The 16694-nt window shown below is 67.8% G+C and carries 17 protein-coding genes; 15 read left to right on the top strand and 2 right to left on the bottom strand.

The features are described 5' to 3' along the window. The first annotated feature begins 147 nt into the window (after window positions 1-147). From TSB10P1A_RS13070 to TSB10P1A_RS13000, 15 genes are all read left to right on the top strand, one after another. Window positions 148-1110 (top strand): carbohydrate ABC transporter permease, encoded by a 963-nt coding sequence (locus TSB10P1A_RS13070; RefSeq protein ID WP_186388356.1) that lies wholly within the window; start codon window positions 148-150, stop codon window positions 1108-1110. Then, entirely contained in the window at window positions 1107-2057 is a 951-nt protein-coding gene (locus TSB10P1A_RS13065; protein ID WP_186388355.1) for a carbohydrate ABC transporter permease, read from the top strand. The genes TSB10P1A_RS13070 and TSB10P1A_RS13065 overlap by 4 nt, the downstream gene beginning before the upstream one ends. Then, complete coding sequence (locus TSB10P1A_RS13060) at window positions 2054-2353, top strand: hypothetical protein (RefSeq protein WP_186388507.1); 300 nt, start codon at window positions 2054-2056, stop codon at window positions 2351-2353. The genes TSB10P1A_RS13065 and TSB10P1A_RS13060 overlap by 4 nt, the downstream gene beginning before the upstream one ends. A 6-nt stretch (window positions 2354-2359) precedes the next feature. Beyond that, on the top strand, window positions 2360-3475 hold the full coding sequence (locus tag TSB10P1A_RS13055) for an ABC transporter ATP-binding protein (protein WP_186388354.1): 1116 nt from the start codon (window positions 2360-2362) through the stop codon (window positions 3473-3475). Window position 3476: 1 nt separating this feature from the next. Continuing rightward, window positions 3477-4490: an ABC transporter ATP-binding protein gene (locus tag TSB10P1A_RS13050; protein WP_186388353.1), complete on the top strand. Its 1014-nt coding sequence runs from the start codon at window positions 3477-3479 to the stop codon at window positions 4488-4490. Beyond that, on the top strand, window positions 4491-5099 hold the full coding sequence (dhaL, locus tag TSB10P1A_RS13045; protein ID WP_186388352.1) for a dihydroxyacetone kinase subunit DhaL: 609 nt from the start codon (window positions 4491-4493) through the stop codon (window positions 5097-5099). After that, a complete protein-coding gene (gene dhaM, locus TSB10P1A_RS13040; protein ID WP_186388351.1) occupies window positions 5096-5485 on the top strand; it encodes a dihydroxyacetone kinase phosphoryl donor subunit DhaM in 390 nt (129 codons plus the stop codon). The genes dhaL and dhaM overlap by 4 nt, the downstream gene beginning before the upstream one ends. A gap of 10 nt (window positions 5486-5495) precedes the next feature. Continuing rightward, entirely contained in the window at window positions 5496-5798 is a 303-nt protein-coding gene (locus TSB10P1A_RS13035; protein WP_186388350.1) for an HPr family phosphocarrier protein, read from the top strand. A 5-nt stretch (window positions 5799-5803) separates the two neighbouring features. Continuing rightward, window positions 5804-7423: a phosphoenolpyruvate--protein phosphotransferase gene (locus tag TSB10P1A_RS13030; protein ID WP_186388349.1), complete on the top strand. Its 1620-nt coding sequence runs from the start codon at window positions 5804-5806 to the stop codon at window positions 7421-7423. Further along, window positions 7416-7862 (top strand): hypothetical protein, encoded by a 447-nt coding sequence (locus TSB10P1A_RS13025; RefSeq protein WP_186388348.1) that lies wholly within the window; start codon window positions 7416-7418, stop codon window positions 7860-7862. Before TSB10P1A_RS13030 ends, TSB10P1A_RS13025 begins: the two co-directional genes overlap by 8 nt. Before the next feature lie 18 nt (window positions 7863-7880). Next, window positions 7881-8870 (top strand): dihydroxyacetone kinase subunit DhaK, encoded by a 990-nt coding sequence (dhaK, locus tag TSB10P1A_RS13020; RefSeq protein WP_186388347.1) that lies wholly within the window; start codon window positions 7881-7883, stop codon window positions 8868-8870. A gap of 92 nt (window positions 8871-8962) precedes the next feature. Next, entirely contained in the window at window positions 8963-10018 is a 1056-nt protein-coding gene (locus tag TSB10P1A_RS13015; RefSeq protein WP_186388346.1) for a sugar phosphate isomerase/epimerase, read from the top strand. A gap of 40 nt (window positions 10019-10058) precedes the next feature. Next, complete coding sequence (locus tag TSB10P1A_RS13010; RefSeq protein WP_186388345.1) at window positions 10059-11231, top strand: Gfo/Idh/MocA family protein; 1173 nt, start codon at window positions 10059-10061, stop codon at window positions 11229-11231. A 160-nt stretch (window positions 11232-11391) separates the two neighbouring features. Continuing rightward, window positions 11392-12480: a metal-dependent hydrolase gene (locus tag TSB10P1A_RS13005; protein WP_186388344.1), complete on the top strand. Its 1089-nt coding sequence runs from the start codon at window positions 11392-11394 to the stop codon at window positions 12478-12480. 129 nt (window positions 12481-12609) lie between these two features. Beyond that, complete coding sequence (locus TSB10P1A_RS13000) at window positions 12610-13848, top strand: MFS transporter (RefSeq protein WP_186388343.1); 1239 nt, start codon at window positions 12610-12612, stop codon at window positions 13846-13848. Between the two features lie 29 nt (window positions 13849-13877). On the opposite strand, the gene TSB10P1A_RS12995 is transcribed toward TSB10P1A_RS13000, so the two are convergent. Together TSB10P1A_RS12995 and TSB10P1A_RS12990 are read right to left on the bottom strand one after the other, a co-directional pair. After that, entirely contained in the window at window positions 13878-14618 is a 741-nt protein-coding gene (locus TSB10P1A_RS12995; RefSeq protein ID WP_186388342.1) for a hypothetical protein, read from the bottom strand. Window positions 14619-14695: 77 nt separating this feature from the next. After that, complete coding sequence (locus tag TSB10P1A_RS12990) at window positions 14696-16582, bottom strand: adenylate/guanylate cyclase domain-containing protein (RefSeq protein ID WP_186388341.1); 1887 nt, start codon at window positions 16580-16582, stop codon at window positions 14696-14698. Window positions 16583-16694: the final 112 nt, after the last annotated feature.

The following is a 16694-nucleotide window of genomic DNA, read 5'->3' as shown; positions in this document are numbered from 1 at the left end:
CTGGCGGCGGCAAGGCCGGCAGATGAACGGCCCCGCCCGACGGCGGCCGGCCCCGGCTCCTGGCCCGGCGCTCGCGCCGTTCACGTCCCCATGCCGGAACGCCCCTGCAAGCCCAGGCGCTCTGCGCCGACCATGCGGAATCCGATCATGTCTCAAATGCAGATCAGTCAGCGTGCCGCCGACCGGCTCGCCCGCAGCACGCCGCACGGCATCGCCCGCAGGGTGCGCGGCCTGTCGGACAAGGCGATCGCCTGGCTCTTCATCGCACCAACCATCGTGCTGCTGCTGGCGATCAACGTCTTTCCGCTGATCTGGACGGTCTACCTGTCCTTCACCGACTTCCGCGCCAACCGCATCAATCGCGCTGTGGAGTGGGTGGGTCTGCGCAACTACGAGCGGGTGCTGACCGATCCGGACATCTGGCACAACATGCTGGTGACCGCGCATTTCCTGTTCTGGACGATGTTCTTCCAGGTGCTGATCGGCTTCGCGCTGGCCTGGCTGATCAACAAGAACTTCCGCGGCCATGGCGTGTGGACGACGATCATCCTGCTGCCGATGATGCTGTCGCCGGCGGTCGTCGGCAATTTCTGGACGTTCCTGTATCAGCCGCAGATCGGCCTGTTCAACTACGTGATCAGCTTCTTCACCGGGGCCGATCCCTCGTCCTTCCAGATGATCGGCAGCGTCAACCTGGCGCCCTGGGCCATCGTCATCGTCGATACCTGGATGTGGACGCCCTACACGATGCTGATCTGCCTCGCCGGCCTGCGCTCGATCCCCGACTACATCTACGAGGCGGCCGAGGTGGACCGGGCCGGGCCGTTCCGGACCTTCTGGTCGATCACCCTGCCGATGGTGATGCCGTTCCTGATGCTCGCGGTGCTGTTCCGGTCGATCGAGAACTTCAAGATGTTCGACCTTGTCGTCGAACTGACCTCGGGCGGTCCCGGCTCGGTCACGGAACTTGCCTCGATCAATCTCAAGCGCGAGGCCTTCGAGAAGTGGCGGACGGGGCTGTCCTCGGCCTTCGCGATCATTCTCTTCGTCACGGTGTTCGGCGCGGCCAACATCTACGTCAAGGCTCTCAACACGGTGAAGAGCAGATGAGCACGTCAACCGCCCATTCCGTGGTCGAGCCGAGCCGCCTGACGCGGACCATCGCCGGAACGCTGGTGATCGTCTATGCGCTGGTGACGATGGTGCCGCTGGCCTGGATCTTCCTGACCGGCTTCAAGACGCCGCCGGATTCGATCTCCTATCCGCCGAAGGTCGTCTTCGAGCCCTCGCTGGAGGGTTATGTGAACCTGTTCACGACGCGGACCCGCCAGACGCCGGACTATATGGCGAGCCTGCCGCCGCCGCAGACCTGGTACGAGGAACTGGTACGCTCGCGGCAGATGGTGATCGCCGGCCCCTCCAAGTTCGGCGAACGGTTCCTCAACTCGGTGATCATCGGCTTCGGCTCGACCTTCCTGTCGGTCTTCCTCGGGACGCTTGCCGCCTATGCCTTCTCGCGGTTCCGCGTGCCGCTGGCCGATGATCTGCTTTTCTTCATCCTGTCGACGCGCATGATGCCGCCGATCGCGGTCGCGATCCCGATCTTCCTGATGTACCGGACTCTGGGCCTGTCCGACACCCATCTCGGCATGATCATCCTCTACACCGCCGTCAACGTGTCGCTCTCCGTCTGGCTGCTGAAAGGCTTCGTCGACGAGATCCCGCGCGAATACGAGGAGGCGGCGCTGATCGACGGCTATACGCGGCTGCAGGCCTTCGTGAAGGTGGTGCTGCCGCAGATGGCGACCGGCATCGCCGCGACGGCGATCTTCTGCCTGATCTTCGCCTGGAACGAATATGCCTTCGCGCTGCTGCTGACCTCCGGCACGGCGCAGACGGCACCGCCCTTCATCCCGACGATCATCGGCGAGGGCGGGCTCGACTGGCCGGCCATCGGCGCGGGCGTCACCCTGTTCCTGCTGCCGGTGCTCGTCTTCACCATCCTCCTGCGCAAGCATCTGCTCAGGGGCATCACCTTCGGAGCGGTGCGCAAATGACCGGATCTCAGCCAACGAAGACGGCGGCCGGAAACGGCCTGGAGGCGGCACGCGCGCGCATCGCTTACCAGCGCGCCCACCCGCCCGGACGAGAAGGGGCGGGGGCCGAGACGCCTGGTTCGGCGGGGCCGCGGATCTTTCGCCGCGGGCCGTGGGAGCTGTTTGCGACGGTGCTGATCGGCCTCGGGGTGGTGATGCTGATGCAGCCTTTCGCGCTGGCGCTCTTCACCTATTCCTTCATCACGATCCTGACCGGCACCGTGATGTTCATCATCGTCAGCCACTTTCCGGAATAGTCAGCCATGGCGGAGATCAGGGTCGAGGCCCTCAGGAAAAACTTCGGCGCCTTCACCGCGGTGAAGAACTCCGACTTTACCGTGGAAGACGGGGAGTTCTTCGTCATGCTCGGCCCGTCGGGCTGCGGCAAGACGACGACGCTGCGGATGATCGCCGGGCTGGAACTGCCCACCTCGGGGCGCATCTTTCTCGGCGGCGAGGACGTCACCTTCAACCGCGCCTCCCATCGCGACATCGCCTTCGTGTTCCAGCTCTTCGCGCTCTATCCGCATATGAACGTGCGCCGGAACATGGCGTTTCCGCTGGTCTGCCAGGGCATGCCAAGACAGGAGATCCGGACGCGGGTGGAGGAGACGGCGCGGCTGCTGCGCATCGACCATATTCTCGACCGGCCGGTCTCGGGGCTCGCCGGCGGCGACCGCCAGCGGGTGGCGCTCGGGCGTGCCATCGTGCGCCGGCCCAAGGCCTTCATGATGGACGAGCCGCTCGGCACGCTGGACAGCGAGTTCCGCGACCTGATGGTGCGGGAGCTGCGCGAGCTTCACAACTCGATCAGGGCCACCACGGTCTATGTCACCCACGACCAGGTGGAGGCGATGGCGATGGCCGACAAGATCGCGGTGATGAACCACGGCGTCATCGAGCAGTTCGGTCACCCCCAGGAGATCTACGATCGCCCGGCCACGATGTTCGTCGCCGATTTCATCGGCTCGCCGCCGATGAATTTCCTGGACGTTGAAGGCGGACAGGATGCAGGCGCTGCCAAGGTTCGGCTGTGCGGGACGGAGGTGGCGATCCCGGAGCTGAGGGAACAGGTGGCCGACGGGGCGCTCGTCCTCGGCATGCGGCCGGAACACATCCGCTTCGACGACGGTTCGCGGCTGAGGGGCGAGGTGGTCGGCAGCGAGTATCTCGGCACGACGCAGATCGTCACGGTGATGCTGGGCGCCGCGCAACTGAAGGCGCGGATCGCCGCCGACCTTGTCGTTCGTGACGGGGAAACGGTGGGGCTGACTTTCGACACCGCGCGGCTGTCGCTGTTCGACCGGGCGAGCGGACGGGCTCTGGCGAGCGCGCGCGACGATGCGGGTCCCGCCCGCCGCACCGGAACGGGAGGCTGACATGGCGACCGTTGCTCTTTCGGGGATCTCCAAGCAGTTCGGCCGGACGCTGGCCGTCGATGATCTCTCGCTCACCATCGCCTCCGGCGAATTCGTCGTGCTGCTCGGCCCGACGGGCGCCGGCAAGACGACGACGCTGCGGCTGATCGCCGGGCTGGAGACGCCGGACGGCGGCTCTCTCCATATCGACGGGCAAGACATGACCCGCATGCCGCCGGCCGGGCGGGATGTTGCCTTCGTCTTCCAGCAATATTCGCTCTATCCGCATCTCAGCGTCTTCGACAATCTCGCCTTCCCGCTGCGCTCGCCGGCCCGGCGCGTGCCGGAGGACGAGATCCGCCGCACGGTGGAGGCGGTGGCGAACATGCTGCGGATCGGCCACAAGCTCGGCAACCGCTCGACGCAGCTTTCGGGCGGCGAGATGCAGCGCGTCGCCATCGGCCGGGCCTTGGTGCGCCAGCCGTCGATCTTCCTGATGGACGAGCCGCTGTCCTCGCTCGACGCCAAGCTGCGGGCGGACCTGCGGCTGGAACTGAAGCGCATCCAGCGCGAGCTTGCCGCAACGATCCTCTACGTCACCCATGACCAGATCGAGGCGATGACCATGGCCGACCGGATCGGCATCCTGTCGGAAGGGCGGCTGGTGCAGATCGGCACGCCGCGCCAGATCTACGAGGATCCGGACAATGTCTATGTCGCGGCCCGCCTGGGCCAACCGGCGATCAACGTGCTGCCTGTCGGCGTGATCCCGGCGGAGAATGCGCCGGATGCCGCCTTCTCCCTCGGCGCGCGCACGGAGCATTTGCGGATCGCGGCCGCAGATGCGACAAGCGCCAACGCACGGCTCGACTGGGTCGAGCATCTGGGCGACCAGAACCATCTCCACATCAGGATCGGCGACTTCCGGCTGACCACACTGGCGGATCCCGCAAGCCGGCTTGCCGGCGAGGAGGCGATCCGCGTCGAGGCGGTCTCGCCGCTCTACTTCGATGAAGACGGAAACCGGATCAGATAGATGAGCGATACCGATCCCCGCCTGAGGGACATCTTCGAGACGACGGCGCAGGCCGTCATTGCCCATGCCGACGAGCTGACCGAGCTGGATGCCGCCATCGGTGACGGCGACCACGGCCACAACATGAAGCGCGGGATGCAGGCCGTGCTCGACGAGCTCGACACGCTTGCCGCAAAGCCCTGGGACGAGGCGCTGAAGGCGGCGGGCATGCAGCTTGTTATGAAGGTCGGCGGGGCTTCCGGTCCGCTCTACGGGACGCTGTTCATGACGCTCGGCAAGTCGCTGGACACGCCGCCGACACGCGAGGGCGTTGCGGCCGCGCTGAAAGCCGCCATCGAGGCGGTGATGGCGCGCGGCAAGGCGACCCCCGGACAGAAGACCATGCTCGACGTGCTGGTGCCGGCATCGGAAGCCCTTGCTGCGGGCCGTTCGCCGGCCGAGGTCGCCGAAGTGGCGCGGGAGGCCTGCGCGGCGACCAAGGACATGCTGGCCACCAAGGGGCGTGCGTCGTTCCTGGGGGAGCGGTCGATCGGTCACATCGACCCGGGCGCGCGGTCGAGCCAGATCCTCATCGAGACAATCGCCGGGAAGTTTGGAGACGTGAAATGAGCAATGTCGGCATCGTCATCGTGTCGCATTCGCCGCTTGTGGCGGAAGGGACCGCCGACATGGTGCGCCAGATGGTCGGCGACGAGGTGCCGCTCGCCTGGTGCGGCGGCGATCCCGACGGGGGCCTGGGGACCAGCGTCGAGGCGATCCTTGCTGCCATCGACAAGGCCTGGTCGGAAGCCGGTGTCGCGCTTCTGGTCGATCTCGGCGGGGCCGAGACGAATTCGGAAATGGCTGTCGAGATGCTCCCCGAAGAGCGCGGCGGCAAGGTGGTGGTGTGCAACGCGCCGATCGTCGAGGGCGCGGTGATCGCCGCGACCGAGGCCTCGGGTGGCGCGTCGCTGCAGGATGTTCGCCGGACCGCGGAAGAGCTGTCGGCGCTTTGAGGACGATGACATGAGTGACGTGGCGCTGACCGCCGAGGTCCTGCTGGAACATGAAGTCGGGCTGCATGCCCGGCCGTCGGTGAAGCTGACCAAGCTCGCCAAGACCTTCCAGTCGCGCATCGAACTGAGCCCCGGCCCGGACGGCCCCTGGATCGATGCCAAGAGCATCGTCAAGGTGATGGCCGCACGGGCCCCCAAGGGCACGGTCCTGCAGTTCCGGGCGGCCGGCGACGACGCCCGCGCCGCGCTCGACGCGCTGGTGGCGCTGGTGCGCAACGACTTCGAGACCGGAGCCGCGGGCGAGGCGGAGTGAGGGAGATGACAGGGACGCCAGCAACAGGACAGGAGCTTGCCGGCAGGGCGGCCTCTCCCGGCCTTGCGGCGGGCCCGGTCGTGGTGGTCGACAGGGTCGTGGCGGGGACGCGTCCCGCAGGCGATCCGGACGCGGAAGCCGCGCGCCTGTCACAGGCGCTGGAAACGGCCTCGGCGCAGATTGCCGGCCTGATGGAGACGGTCGACGCGGAAGCGGCCGAGATGCTCGAGTTCCAACTGGCGATGCTGGAGGACGAGGAACTGACCGCGCCCGCCCGCGAAGCGATTGCCGGCGGGAGCTCGGCCGATGCCGCCGTCGCGGCCGCGCTCGATGCCGCTATCGCTGAGTATCGCGCCTCGCAGGACGAGTATTTCCGCGCTCGCTCCGCTGACCTCGCCGATATCCGGGAGCGGCTGCTCAGGGCACTGTCGGGCGAAGAGGGCGCGGCCGGTTCTATGGCGGGCGCGGTTCTTGTGGGTACCGACCTGACGCCGACGCGGTTCCTGGAGACGGACTGGTCCGCCGGTGGCGGCATCGTCCTGGCGGAAGGCAGCCCCTCCAGTCATGTGGCGATGCTGGCGCGCGCGCGCGGCGTGCCGATGGTGACCGGGCTTGGGGCTTTCGACATGAGCGGCCTCACCGAGGCGCTGGTCGACGGGGACAGCGGCCGTGTCCGCTTCAATCCGGACGAGGCAGCGCGGCGGCAGCACAACGAACGGGCGGAGGTCCTTGCCCGCGAGGCGGAGGCGGCGAAAACCTATCTCGGCCGTCCGGCGGCGACGGCCTGCGGCGTGTCGATCTCGGTGATGATCAATGTCGCCGCCCCGGAGGAGGTCGACGCGCTCGATCCCTCCCATTGCGACGGCATCGGCCTGATGCGCACGGAGTTCCTCTTCCATGGTCCCGGCGGCCTGCCGGACGAGGAAAGCCAGTATCGCGCCTATCGCAAGGTGCTGGCGTGGGCGGATGGGCGCAGCGTGACGATCCGCACGCTGGATGCGGGCGGCGACAAGCCGGTTCCGGGCCTCACCGTCGAGGAGAGCAACCCCTTTCTCGGCTGCCGGGGGATCCGCCTGTCGCTGCGCCGGCCGGATGTGTTCCGCGTCCAGTTGCGGGCATTGGCGCGCGCCGGCTGCCACGGCAATCTCCAGGTGATGCTGCCGATGGTCAGCGTGCCGGGAGAGATCACGGAGGCGGCGCGGCTGCTGGACGACTGCATCGCCGAGCTTCGCGCCGAGGGACGGGAGGCCGTGCGCCCGCCGCTCGGCATCATGGTCGAGGTGCCGGCGGTTGCCGTGACGCCCGAGCGGTTCGGCGAGGCGGCGTTCTTTTCCATCGGCTCCAACGACCTGACGCAATACGTGCTGGCGGCCGGCAGGGATTCGCCGGACGTTGCCGAACTCGGGCGGGCCGACGATCCGGCAGTGCTGGCGCTCGTCGCCTCCACCTTGCGCGGGGGAGTGGCAGCCCGCCTGCCGGTCAGCCTGTGCGGCGATGCCGGCAGCGACCTTGCCGTTCTGCCGAAGCTGCTTGCTTGTGGGCTGCGGCGGGTGTCCGTCGCGCCGGCCGCGCTTGCCAGGGTGAAGGCGGCGATCGCCGGGATGCGGCTGGGTGACGATGGCTAGACCGCCCGAGACATCGGCGCCCGACAGCGCACCGCTCGTCGCCGTCTACAAGGCGGTGCTGCAGAAGGTGCTGGACAAGCGCCCGTCGGGCACCCGCCAGCGGATCGCCGCGGCGCTGGGCAAGAACCGGAGCTTCGTCTCGCAGATCACCAACCCCGCCTATTCGACGCCGATCCCGGCGGCTCATATCGAGCCGATCCTGGAGATCTGCCATTTCTCGCCGCGGGAACGCGAGGCTTTCCTGGAGGCTTATGCGGCCGCGCATCCCCGGCGCCAGTCGCTGGTCGACCGAGGCCCGAAGCTGCGGGCGCGCACGCTGCTTCTGCCGGATCTCGGCGACCCGGAACGCAACCGGCGGCTCGATGTCCTGCTCGACAACGTCATCCGTGACCTCGCCGCCCTCCTGGAGGAGGACGGTGACGAGACCGCGGCCCCATAGTCCTTTCGGGAGGAAGCAATGAAGAAGCTGATCAATTCCGTCGACACCGTGCTCGCCGACAGCCTCAACGGGTTCTGCCGGGCGCATGGCGACATTCTCGTTGCCGGCGAGGACCTGAAATTCGTCCGCCGCAAGGAGCTGAAGCCCGGCAAGGTGGCGCTGGTCTCCGGCGGCGGGTCCGGTCACGAGCCGCTGCATGGCGGGCTGGTCGGCCACGGCATGCTCGATGCCGCCTGCCCGGGGCAGGTGTTCACCTCGCCGACGCCGGACCAGATGCTGGCGGCGGTCGAGGCGGTCGATACCGGCGCGGGCACGCTCTTCATCGTCAAGAACTATGAAGGCGATGTGATGAACTTCGAGATGGCGGCCGAGATGGCCTCCGGCGAGGTCGCCACCGTTCTGACCAACGACGACGTCGCCGTCGAGGACTCGCTCTACACCACGGGGCGGCGCGGCGTCGCCGGCACGCTGGTGGTGGAGAAGATCGTCGGCGCGGCAGCCGAAGAGGGGCGTGATCTCTCAGCCCTGAAAGCGCTGGGCGACAAGGTCAACGCCCGCACCCGCTCGATGGGCGTGGCCTTGACGAGCTGCACGGTGCCGGCGGCCGGCAAGCCGATGTTCGAGATCGGCGACGACGAGATGGAGATGGGCGTCGGCATCCATGGCGAGCCGGGCCGCCGCCGCGTCAAGCTGGCCAGCGCGGAGGACATTGCCGCCGAGATGATCGGGGCGATTCTCAAGGATCTCGGCGAGGCGGCCAGCGGCGAGGTGCTGCTCTTCGTCAACGGTTTCGGCGCGACACCTGCGATGGAGCTCTATGTTATGTACGAGGCGGCGGCGCGCCAGGTGGAGGCGGCCGGGCTCTCCATCTCCCGTGCGCTGGTCGGCAACTATGTGACCTCGCTGGACATGGCCGGCTGCTCGCTGACGGTCACCGTACTGGACGACGAGATCAAGGCGCTATGGGACGCGCCCGTGCACACCGCCGCCCTGCGCTGGGGCATGTAAGCTGGAGCATGTAGGCTGGCGGGCCTGGCGAGGGGCGGGCATCATGAGGATCGGGTAACGGATAGAAGCTGCCAAACGGGAGGAGACAGGCAATGAAGACGATGAAAGGTCCGGGGATTTTCCTGGCGCAGTTCGCCGGTGACACGGCACCGTTCAACTCCTTGAGCGAGATCGCTGGCTGGGCCGCCTCGCTCGGCTACAGGGGGGTGCAGATCCCCACCTGGGACGAGAGGCTGTTCGATCTCGATAAGGCGGCCGACAGTCAGGACTATTGCGACGAGGTCGCCGGCATCTGCCGGGAGGCCGGCGTCGAAATCACCGAGCTTTCCACCCATCTGCAAGGTCAGCTCGTTGCGGTCAACCCCGCCTATGACGCGGCCTTCGACGGCTTCGCCGCGCCGCATGTACGCGGCAATCCGAAGGCGCGGCAGGAATGGGCGACCGACCAGATGCGCAAGGCGGCGAAGGCCTCGCGCCGGCTCGGGCTGACGGCCAGCGTGTCCTTCCCCGGTGCTCTCGCCTGGCCGTATGTCTATCCCTGGCCGCAGCGCCCGGCGGGGCTGGTCGAGACCGCCTTCGCCGAACTGGCCCGCCGCTGGCGCCCGATCCTGGATGCCTATGACGAGGCCGGCGTCGATCTGTGCTACGAGATCCATCCGGGTGAGGACATTTTCGACGGGGCGACTTTCGAGATGTTCCTGGAGGCGGTCGGCAACCATCCGCGCTGCTGCATCAACTACGACCCCTCGCATTTCGTGCTGCAGCAGCTCGACTATCTCGCCTTCATCGATATCTATCACGAGCGGATCAAGGCGTTCCACGTCAAGGACGCCGAGTTCAATCCAGACGGCCGGCAGGGCGTCTATTCCGGCTACCAGTCCTGGGTGAACCGGGCCGCGCGGTTCCGCTCGCTCGGCGACGGGCAGGTCGATTTCGCCGGGATCTTCTCCAAGCTCGCAGCCTATGACTACGATTCCTGGGCCGTTCTGGAATGGGAATGCTGCCTCAAGCATCCGGAGGACGGTGCGGCGGAAGGCGCGCCCTTCATCGCCGGCCACATCATCCGGGTGACGGAAAAGGCGTTCGACGACTTCGCGGCCGGCGGAGCGGACGAGGCGGCGAACCGGCGCATGCTGGGGATCGACTGACCGGCGCCGCAAGAGCGCCAGCAACGGGAGGAAGGCAGCGATGGCGATCGAGGCAGGACAGGAAACACGGGGCGGAGGACGGATCCGCCTCGGCATGGTGGGCGGCGGCGAGGGCGCCTTCATCGGCGGCGTTCACCGCATGGCGGCGCGGCTCGACGGACAGTTCGAACTGCTGGCGGGTGCCTTGTCGTCCGACCCGGAACGGGCGAAAGCGTCGGCTGCCGCGCTCGGCTTGGCACCCGACCGCAGCTATGGCTCGTTCGCCGAGATGGCCAAGCGCGAGGCGCGGCTGAAGGACGGCATCGAGGCGGTCGCCATCGTCACGCCGAACCACATGCACTACCCGGCAGCGCGCGAGTTCCTGAAGCGCGGCATCCACGTGATCTGCGACAAGCCGCTGACCTCGACGATGGCCGATGCGAAGAAGCTCGCCGCACTCGCGGAAACGTCCGGCGCGCTCTTCGTGCTCACCCACAACTATACCGGCTATCCGATGATCCGGCAGGCGCGCGAGATGATCGCGGCCGGGGACCTCGGCACGATCCGGTTGGTGCAGGCGGAATATCCGCAGGACTGGCTGACGGAGCGGCTGGAGGCCAGCGGCCAGAAGCAGGCGGACTGGCGCACCGATCCGCATCGCTCGGGGCCCGGCGGCTGCGTCGGCGACATCGGCACTCATGCCTACAATCTCGCCTGCTTCGTTTCCGGTCTCGAGCTTGCGGAACTCTCTGCCGAACTCACCACCTTCGTGGAGGGGCGGCGCCTCGACGACAATGTCCAGGTGATGCTGCGCTTCCGCGGCGGCGCACGCGGCATGTTGTGGGCCAGCCAGGTGGCGCCGGGCAACGAGAACGGCCTGCGCCTGCGCGTCTATGGCGAGAAGGGCGGGCTGGAATGGGAGCAGGAGCAGCCCAACCACCTGTGGTTCACGCCGTTCGGTGAGCCCAAGCGGCTGATCACCCGAGGCGGCGCCGGCGCCGGGGCGGCAGCCGGGCGCGTCACCCGCGTGCCGGCCGGCCATCCGGAAGGCTATCTGGAAGGGTTCGCGACGATCTACCAGGAGGCTGCGCATGCGATCCGCGCGGCACGGGCCGGCAAGCCGGCGGGGCCGGAGGTGCTCTATCCTGGCATTTCGGACGGGCTTGCCGGCATGGCCTTCATCGATGCCTGCGTGCGCTCCTCGCGCGCCAACGGCCGGTGGATGTCGCTGTAGGGAGAGGCGGCTCGCACAAGGCGCTCCCTCGCACTGACGGGCGGCGCACGCGGGCCCTATGTGAGGGCGCAACGCAACTCTGCCCCGATGCCACGACACGGGCGCGGTGGAACTTGCTCCGCCGCGCCCGTGTCGTGGCTGCCTTGGACAAGACCCGCCCATGGATTCTCTGACCCAGTTCGTGCTCGGTGCCGCCGTCTCGACCGCCTGCCTCGGCAAGACCCTCGGCCCGCGCCGGGCGGCACTGGTCGGCGGAGTGCTCGGCACGCTGCCGGATCTCGATGTCCTGCTGCCCTTCGCCGATCCCGTCGACAGCTTCGTGCTGCATCGCGGGGCGACGCATTCGCTGTTCATCCAGGCGCTGGCCGCGCCGGTTTTCGGCGAGGTTCTGATCCGGCTGTTCCGCTCCTTGCGCGAGCGGCGGCTGCTCGTCTGGCTGACGGTTTACCTTTGTTTTTCCACGCATGCGTTGATTGACGCGATGACGGTCTACGGGACGCGGCTGTTCTGGCCGATCTTTCCCGATCCCGTCGGCGTCGGCTCGGTTTTCATCATCGATCCGCTCTACACGCTGCCGCTGCTTGCCGTCGTGATCTGGGCACTGGCCCGACGCGAATGGTCCGCCGGTCTGGCGCGGGCGAATACAGTGGCCCTTGCCGTCAGTACGGGCTACCTGGCGCTGACGGTCGGCCTGCAGGCGCAAATGGAGGCGCGTGCGAGCCGCCTTTTCGCCGAAGCGGGCCTCATGCCGGATCGGGTCTTTGCCATCGCCGCTCCCTTCAACACGGTGGTGTGGAAGGTGATCGGCATGGAGGAGGCGCGCTATCACAACCTCTATCTGTCGCTGTTCGATGCCGACGGCCCGCCGACGATCTACTCGCATGACCGGGGCGGCGCCCTGGCGAACTGCCTTGCGGACAATCCCGCCTATGCCAAGCTTGACTGGTTCAGCCGCGGCTATCTGCGGATCGAGGAGCAGGAGGAGCGGCTGGTCGTCTCGGACCTGCGAATGGGCCTGACCCCGGCCTATGTGTTCCGTTTCGCGATTGCCGAGCGGAACGGGGACGGCTTTGCGCCGATCCCGCCAGAGCGGGACATGGCGCACCGGCGGTCCAGCGAGGGCGACGGCGACTGGCTGCTGGCGCGGCTGTGGGGCCGGCCGGTCCTGCGCCCGGCGGAGGCGCAGGCCGCGGAGGCGGCGCTTTCGGCGGACACGGCTGCAACATCGGGTCAGGCTCCGTCCTGCTAACGGCTGCGCGCCGCTACGTCAGGTGCCGGGCGGTGCCGATTGCCGTTGAAACGGCCGGCGCGGGGGAGTAACCGGTTGAAAAAGCCTGCATGCGGGAGACATGCCGGCAGCCGGGAGGACATGCACGCCATGCAGGGAACCGCGACGCGCGACACGGGCGGTGTCGACAGTGGCTATGCCTGGGCGCGGCTCGGGCTTTCCATGTTCCTCGCCACCATCGGCGGGGCCGGCATGTGGTCGGTGGTGGTGGTGCTGCCGGCGGTCGAGCGCGAGTTCGGCGTCGATCGGGCGGACGCCTCGCTGCCCTACACCGCGACCATGATCGGCTTCGCGCTTGGCAATCTCTTCATCGGCCGCTTCGTCGACCGCTTCGGCGTCATGGTGCCGCTGGCGCTCGCCTCCGTTCTACTCGGCTCGGGTTTCCTGCTGGCCTCGCAAGCCAGCTCGATCTGGATCTTCGCGCTCCTGCAGGGGGCGATGATCGGCTTCGGATCGGCCGCGACCTTCGGCCCGCTGCTCGCCGACGTTTCCCACTGGTTCGCCAAGCGCCGGGGGCTTGCCGTCTCGGCGACCGCTTCGGGCAACTACTTCGCCGGGGCGATCTGGCCGCTGGTGCTGCAGGCGGCGATGTCCGAATACGGCTGGCGCGGCGCCTATATTCTTGCAGGGTGCGTCTGTCTGGCCGTGCTGGTGCCGATGGCCTTCCTGTTGCGACGCCCGGCGCCGCATATGGCCACCGGGGGCAGGCATGTCGAACCGCCGCCGCCGGTGCGCACGACGCCGCTGTCGCCGGGTGCCCTGCAGTTCCTGCTGATCATTGCGGGGCTCGGCTGCTGCGTCGCCATGTCGATGCCGCAGGTGCATATCGTCGCCTATTGCGTCGATCTTGGCTATGGCGTCGCGCGCGGGGCGGAGATGCTGTCCCTGATGCTGGCCGGCGGCATTGCCAGCCGGCTGATCTCCGGCGTGCTTGCCGACAAGATCGGCGGCCTGCGGACATTGCTGATCGGCGCGGTGCTGCAATGCCTGGCGCTGTTCCTCTACATCCCCTATGACGGGCTGGCCTCGCTCTATATGGTGTCGCTGATCTTCGGCCTGTCGCAGGGCGGCATCGTCTCCAGCTATGCCATCGTCGTGCGCGAGTACCTGCCCGCCCGCGAGGCCGGGCGCCGCGTCGGCGCGGTCATCACTGCGACCATCGTCGGCATGGCGCTGGGCGGCTGGATGTCGGGATGGATCTACGACCTGACGGCGTCCTATCAGGCGGCGTTCCTCAACGGCATTGCCTGGAACATGCTCAACATCGCGGTGATCGTGCTGATCCTGTTGAAAAGCGGTCGGCCGCGCCGGTTGCCGGCCGCGGCCTGAGGCACTGCTGCCTGACGCACTGTCGCGGCTCAGTCGGCCGTACCGCCCCCGTGCAGGCGCGCGATCAAAGCGAGTGCCTGCCGGCGGCAGTCCCGTTCGGACAGCCATGACAGGAGCTGGCCGGCAGGGGCACCGGCAAGCGTGTCCGGCATGACCGACAGCTCGAAATCCCGAAGCTCGCCGCCGACCGACACGACCATCCGGCCGTCCTCCACTGCCATGTCTGCGGGCAGGGCAAGCCGATGGTCCCCTGCCGTCCAGGCAAGGCCCTCATGGCGGCCGGCCGCGCTTCTTGCGGAAACCTGCAGGGTTTCGTCCGCCTGTTTCCGCCACAGCGTGAGTTCGCCCTTGCGGACGCATCGGGGACCGGAACTGTCGGCACCGAGATCCCAGACGTCAGGGGGCGGCGGGATGTCGCCAGCGCCGGCGCGTGCGGCTCCAAGCACCGTCGAGCTCGCTTCCGCCGAGCCGACAAGTCGCTTCAGGATGTCCCAGTTCGTGGAGGATGTTTCGGACGGGCCCACTTGCGCCGATCCTGGAACCGAACCGGAAAAGGCGCCGTCGATCGTCACGATGCGGCCGCTGCGCTCGATCAGGGTCAGGCGGGCACCCTGGGGAAGGTCGATCTGCTGGTCGTCGGCTATCTCGGTGCCGGCAGCATAGGCGTCCGGCGCATCGCTGGCGGCGATGACGACATAGTCGGCATGTGCCGGGGCGAGGGTAAGGATGGCAAGCAGGCCAAGTCCGAGGCAAAGAGCAATCTGGCGCATGGCGGTTCCGGGTCTTGTGTTCATCCAGCCTTCGCGCTTGCGGTCGTCCTGCGCACGCGAAGCGCGTCTCACCTGCCTCATTTGCCCTCGAGCACCAATGTGGCCCCGCTTTCGCCGGCCTGCAAGCGCCGGAGATGCAGCAGCGCCAGCGGATCGTCGGGCTTCAGGCGCAGCGCGGTCTCGAACAGAGCGGCGGCGCTTCCATCGCCCGCGCGCATCGCGGCAAACGCGGTCCGATAGGCGGCAAGCCATGCCGGATCCCGCCGTCCCTCTGCAAGAGGCTCGAAACAGCGAAGCGGGCTGCTGCGTCCCTTGAGCACGAGGTCGGCGGCCGGCCGACAGGCGTCGCCAGGGCAGCGGCCGGCGACGCTGTCGCTCATCAGGATGCGGGTGCCGAGAAATCGGTTGGCGCCCTCCAGCCGCGCGGCGGTGTTCACCGTGTCGCCGATGCCCGTGTAGTCGAAGAACCGGCTGCCACCGAAATTGCCGATCACCGCGTCGCCGGCATGCAGGCCGATCCGCGTCGCGCCGAGATGGATGCCGCGGCCGGCAACCTTCAGCCGATAGGCTTGTGCAAAATCGTCGAGGGCATGTGCGAGCGCAACGGCATGGCTCTCCTGGTCGGGGTCCTCGTCGGGTGCCCCGAAGAAACCGACCACGGCGTCGCCGATGATCTTGTCGATGGTTGCGCCGTGCTCGGTCATCAAGCGGCACATCTCGTCCAGATAGGGATTGAGGATGTCCGCGAGGGCGGCAGGTTCAAGCTGCTCGGACAGGGTTGTGAACCCCTCAAGATCGGTGAAGAGGTAGGTAACCCGCCGCTTCTCGCCGCCAAGCTCCAGCGGCAGGCGGCCCGTGGCGATGCGCTCGACTACGGCCGGGCTGACATAGCGGGAGAAGGCAAGGCGCAGGAAGGCCCGCTCGGAGCGTTCGATCTGCCATTTTCGCCAGGCGAGCAGGCCCGCTGTCGCAAGAGCCGCAAGGGGCGGTGAGACCAGCGGGGGCAGCCCCGTTCCGCTCGCCACCAGCCAGCCGGCGGCGATCCCATAGGCAAGAAGGCCGGCAAACAGCAGCAGGACCAGGCGGCGGGGAGGCAGCGGCAGGGCCATCGCCAGGGCCGCGAGCACGGCCAGCGTCAGGGTCGCCGCGATTCTCGCTGAGGGAGGGAAGGCGGGCAGGGACAATCCGGCGAGATGTTGGGCGAGGATATGGGCATGGATCAGCACGCCGGGGATCGTCCCGGCCTCGCTGCCCTGGCCCACGACCATCGGCGTCGGATGCCGGTCGATGGTCGGCAGGTCCGTGCCTATGAGGACGATCTTACCGGCGAACCAGTCGTCGGGGAGCAGGCGCACGAGATGCGCGGGATAGAGCGTGAAGGGCGCGGAGGCGGCGTTGCCATACAGGATGCGGGATCTGGACCTTGCAGCCGCCCCGGCGCCGGGGGCCGCCTCCCGGGCCAGAATTCCGGGGAAGGTGTCCAGTCTCTCGCCCCTCTCGGTTCGAGCTTGCGGCACGTGGCGGACGACGCCGTCGATCTCATCCCGCGGCAGGGCGATCAGGCCATGGCGGCGCGTGGCGACATGCCTTGCCGAAAAGGCGGTCTGTCGTTCCGTGAGACCGTCAGAGGAGGTTGCATAGGCGAGGACGACTGGAAGCGAGGCCTTATCGATCGCCGAAAACAGCGCCCGGTCCTTTTGCAGCAGGCTCGGCTGGTCCAGCAGGATGTCGATGCCGACCGCGCTCGCCCCGGCCCGGTCGAGGCGCTCGATCAGACCGGCGAGGAACTCCCGGTCGATGGGGGAGCGATAGGGGAAGGTGGCGAGCGTGTCCTCCGTCACCATCACCACGACGATCCGCGACAGGATCTGCGGCGAGGGAGACGGGGCGAACGGCAGGGCCACGTCGCCCGCCAGCGGTTCGAGCCGGGCAGCGGCCAGCAGGGACAGCAAGGTGGCAAGCACAATCGCGACAGCTTCAAAGCGCCATCCCCGACGTCGGCCTTGTTGCACGACCGGTGGTGAGGTCACGGCGACCTCTCACCTGGCCGTGCGGCTGTCATGATGTGCCGCAAGA

Origin of the sequence: Stappia sp. TSB10P1A (assembly GCF_900185725.1) — a bacterium.
Taxonomy (GTDB): Bacteria; Pseudomonadota; Alphaproteobacteria; order Rhizobiales; family Stappiaceae; genus Stappia.
Note: the sequence above shows the minus strand (reverse complement) of the source record. Positions and strands in the feature narration are given on the sequence as shown.

Bases quoted from the DNA above. Each gene is read 5' to 3' on its own strand.
- TSB10P1A_RS13070 (WP_186388356.1), top strand. From the start codon at position 148: ATGTCTCAAATGCAGATCAGTCAGCGTGCCGCCGACCGGCTCGCCCGC.
- TSB10P1A_RS13065 (WP_186388355.1), top strand. From the start codon at position 1,107: ATGAGCACGTCAACCGCCCATTCCGTGGTCGAGCCGAGCCGCCTGACG.
- TSB10P1A_RS13060 (WP_186388507.1), top strand. From the start codon at position 2,054: ATGACCGGATCTCAGCCAACGAAGACGGCGGCCGGAAACGGCCTGGAG.
- TSB10P1A_RS13055 (WP_186388354.1), top strand. From the start codon at position 2,360: ATGGCGGAGATCAGGGTCGAGGCCCTCAGGAAAAACTTCGGCGCCTTC.
- TSB10P1A_RS13050 (WP_186388353.1), top strand. From the start codon at position 3,477: ATGGCGACCGTTGCTCTTTCGGGGATCTCCAAGCAGTTCGGCCGGACG.
- dhaL (WP_186388352.1), top strand. From the start codon at position 4,491: ATGAGCGATACCGATCCCCGCCTGAGGGACATCTTCGAGACGACGGCG.
- dhaM (WP_186388351.1), top strand. From the start codon at position 5,096: ATGAGCAATGTCGGCATCGTCATCGTGTCGCATTCGCCGCTTGTGGCG.
- TSB10P1A_RS13035 (WP_186388350.1), top strand. From the start codon at position 5,496: ATGAGTGACGTGGCGCTGACCGCCGAGGTCCTGCTGGAACATGAAGTC.
- TSB10P1A_RS13030 (WP_186388349.1), top strand. From the start codon at position 5,804: ATGACAGGGACGCCAGCAACAGGACAGGAGCTTGCCGGCAGGGCGGCC.
- TSB10P1A_RS13025 (WP_186388348.1), top strand. From the start codon at position 7,416: ATGGCTAGACCGCCCGAGACATCGGCGCCCGACAGCGCACCGCTCGTC.
- dhaK (WP_186388347.1), top strand. From the start codon at position 7,881: ATGAAGAAGCTGATCAATTCCGTCGACACCGTGCTCGCCGACAGCCTC.
- TSB10P1A_RS13015 (WP_186388346.1), top strand. From the start codon at position 8,963: ATGAAGACGATGAAAGGTCCGGGGATTTTCCTGGCGCAGTTCGCCGGT.
- TSB10P1A_RS13010 (WP_186388345.1), top strand. From the start codon at position 10,059: ATGGCGATCGAGGCAGGACAGGAAACACGGGGCGGAGGACGGATCCGC.
- TSB10P1A_RS13005 (WP_186388344.1), top strand. From the start codon at position 11,392: ATGGATTCTCTGACCCAGTTCGTGCTCGGTGCCGCCGTCTCGACCGCC.
- TSB10P1A_RS13000 (WP_186388343.1), top strand. From the start codon at position 12,610: ATGCAGGGAACCGCGACGCGCGACACGGGCGGTGTCGACAGTGGCTAT.
- TSB10P1A_RS12995 (WP_186388342.1), bottom strand. From the start codon at position 14,618: ATGCGCCAGATTGCTCTTTGCCTCGGACTTGGCCTGCTTGCCATCCTT.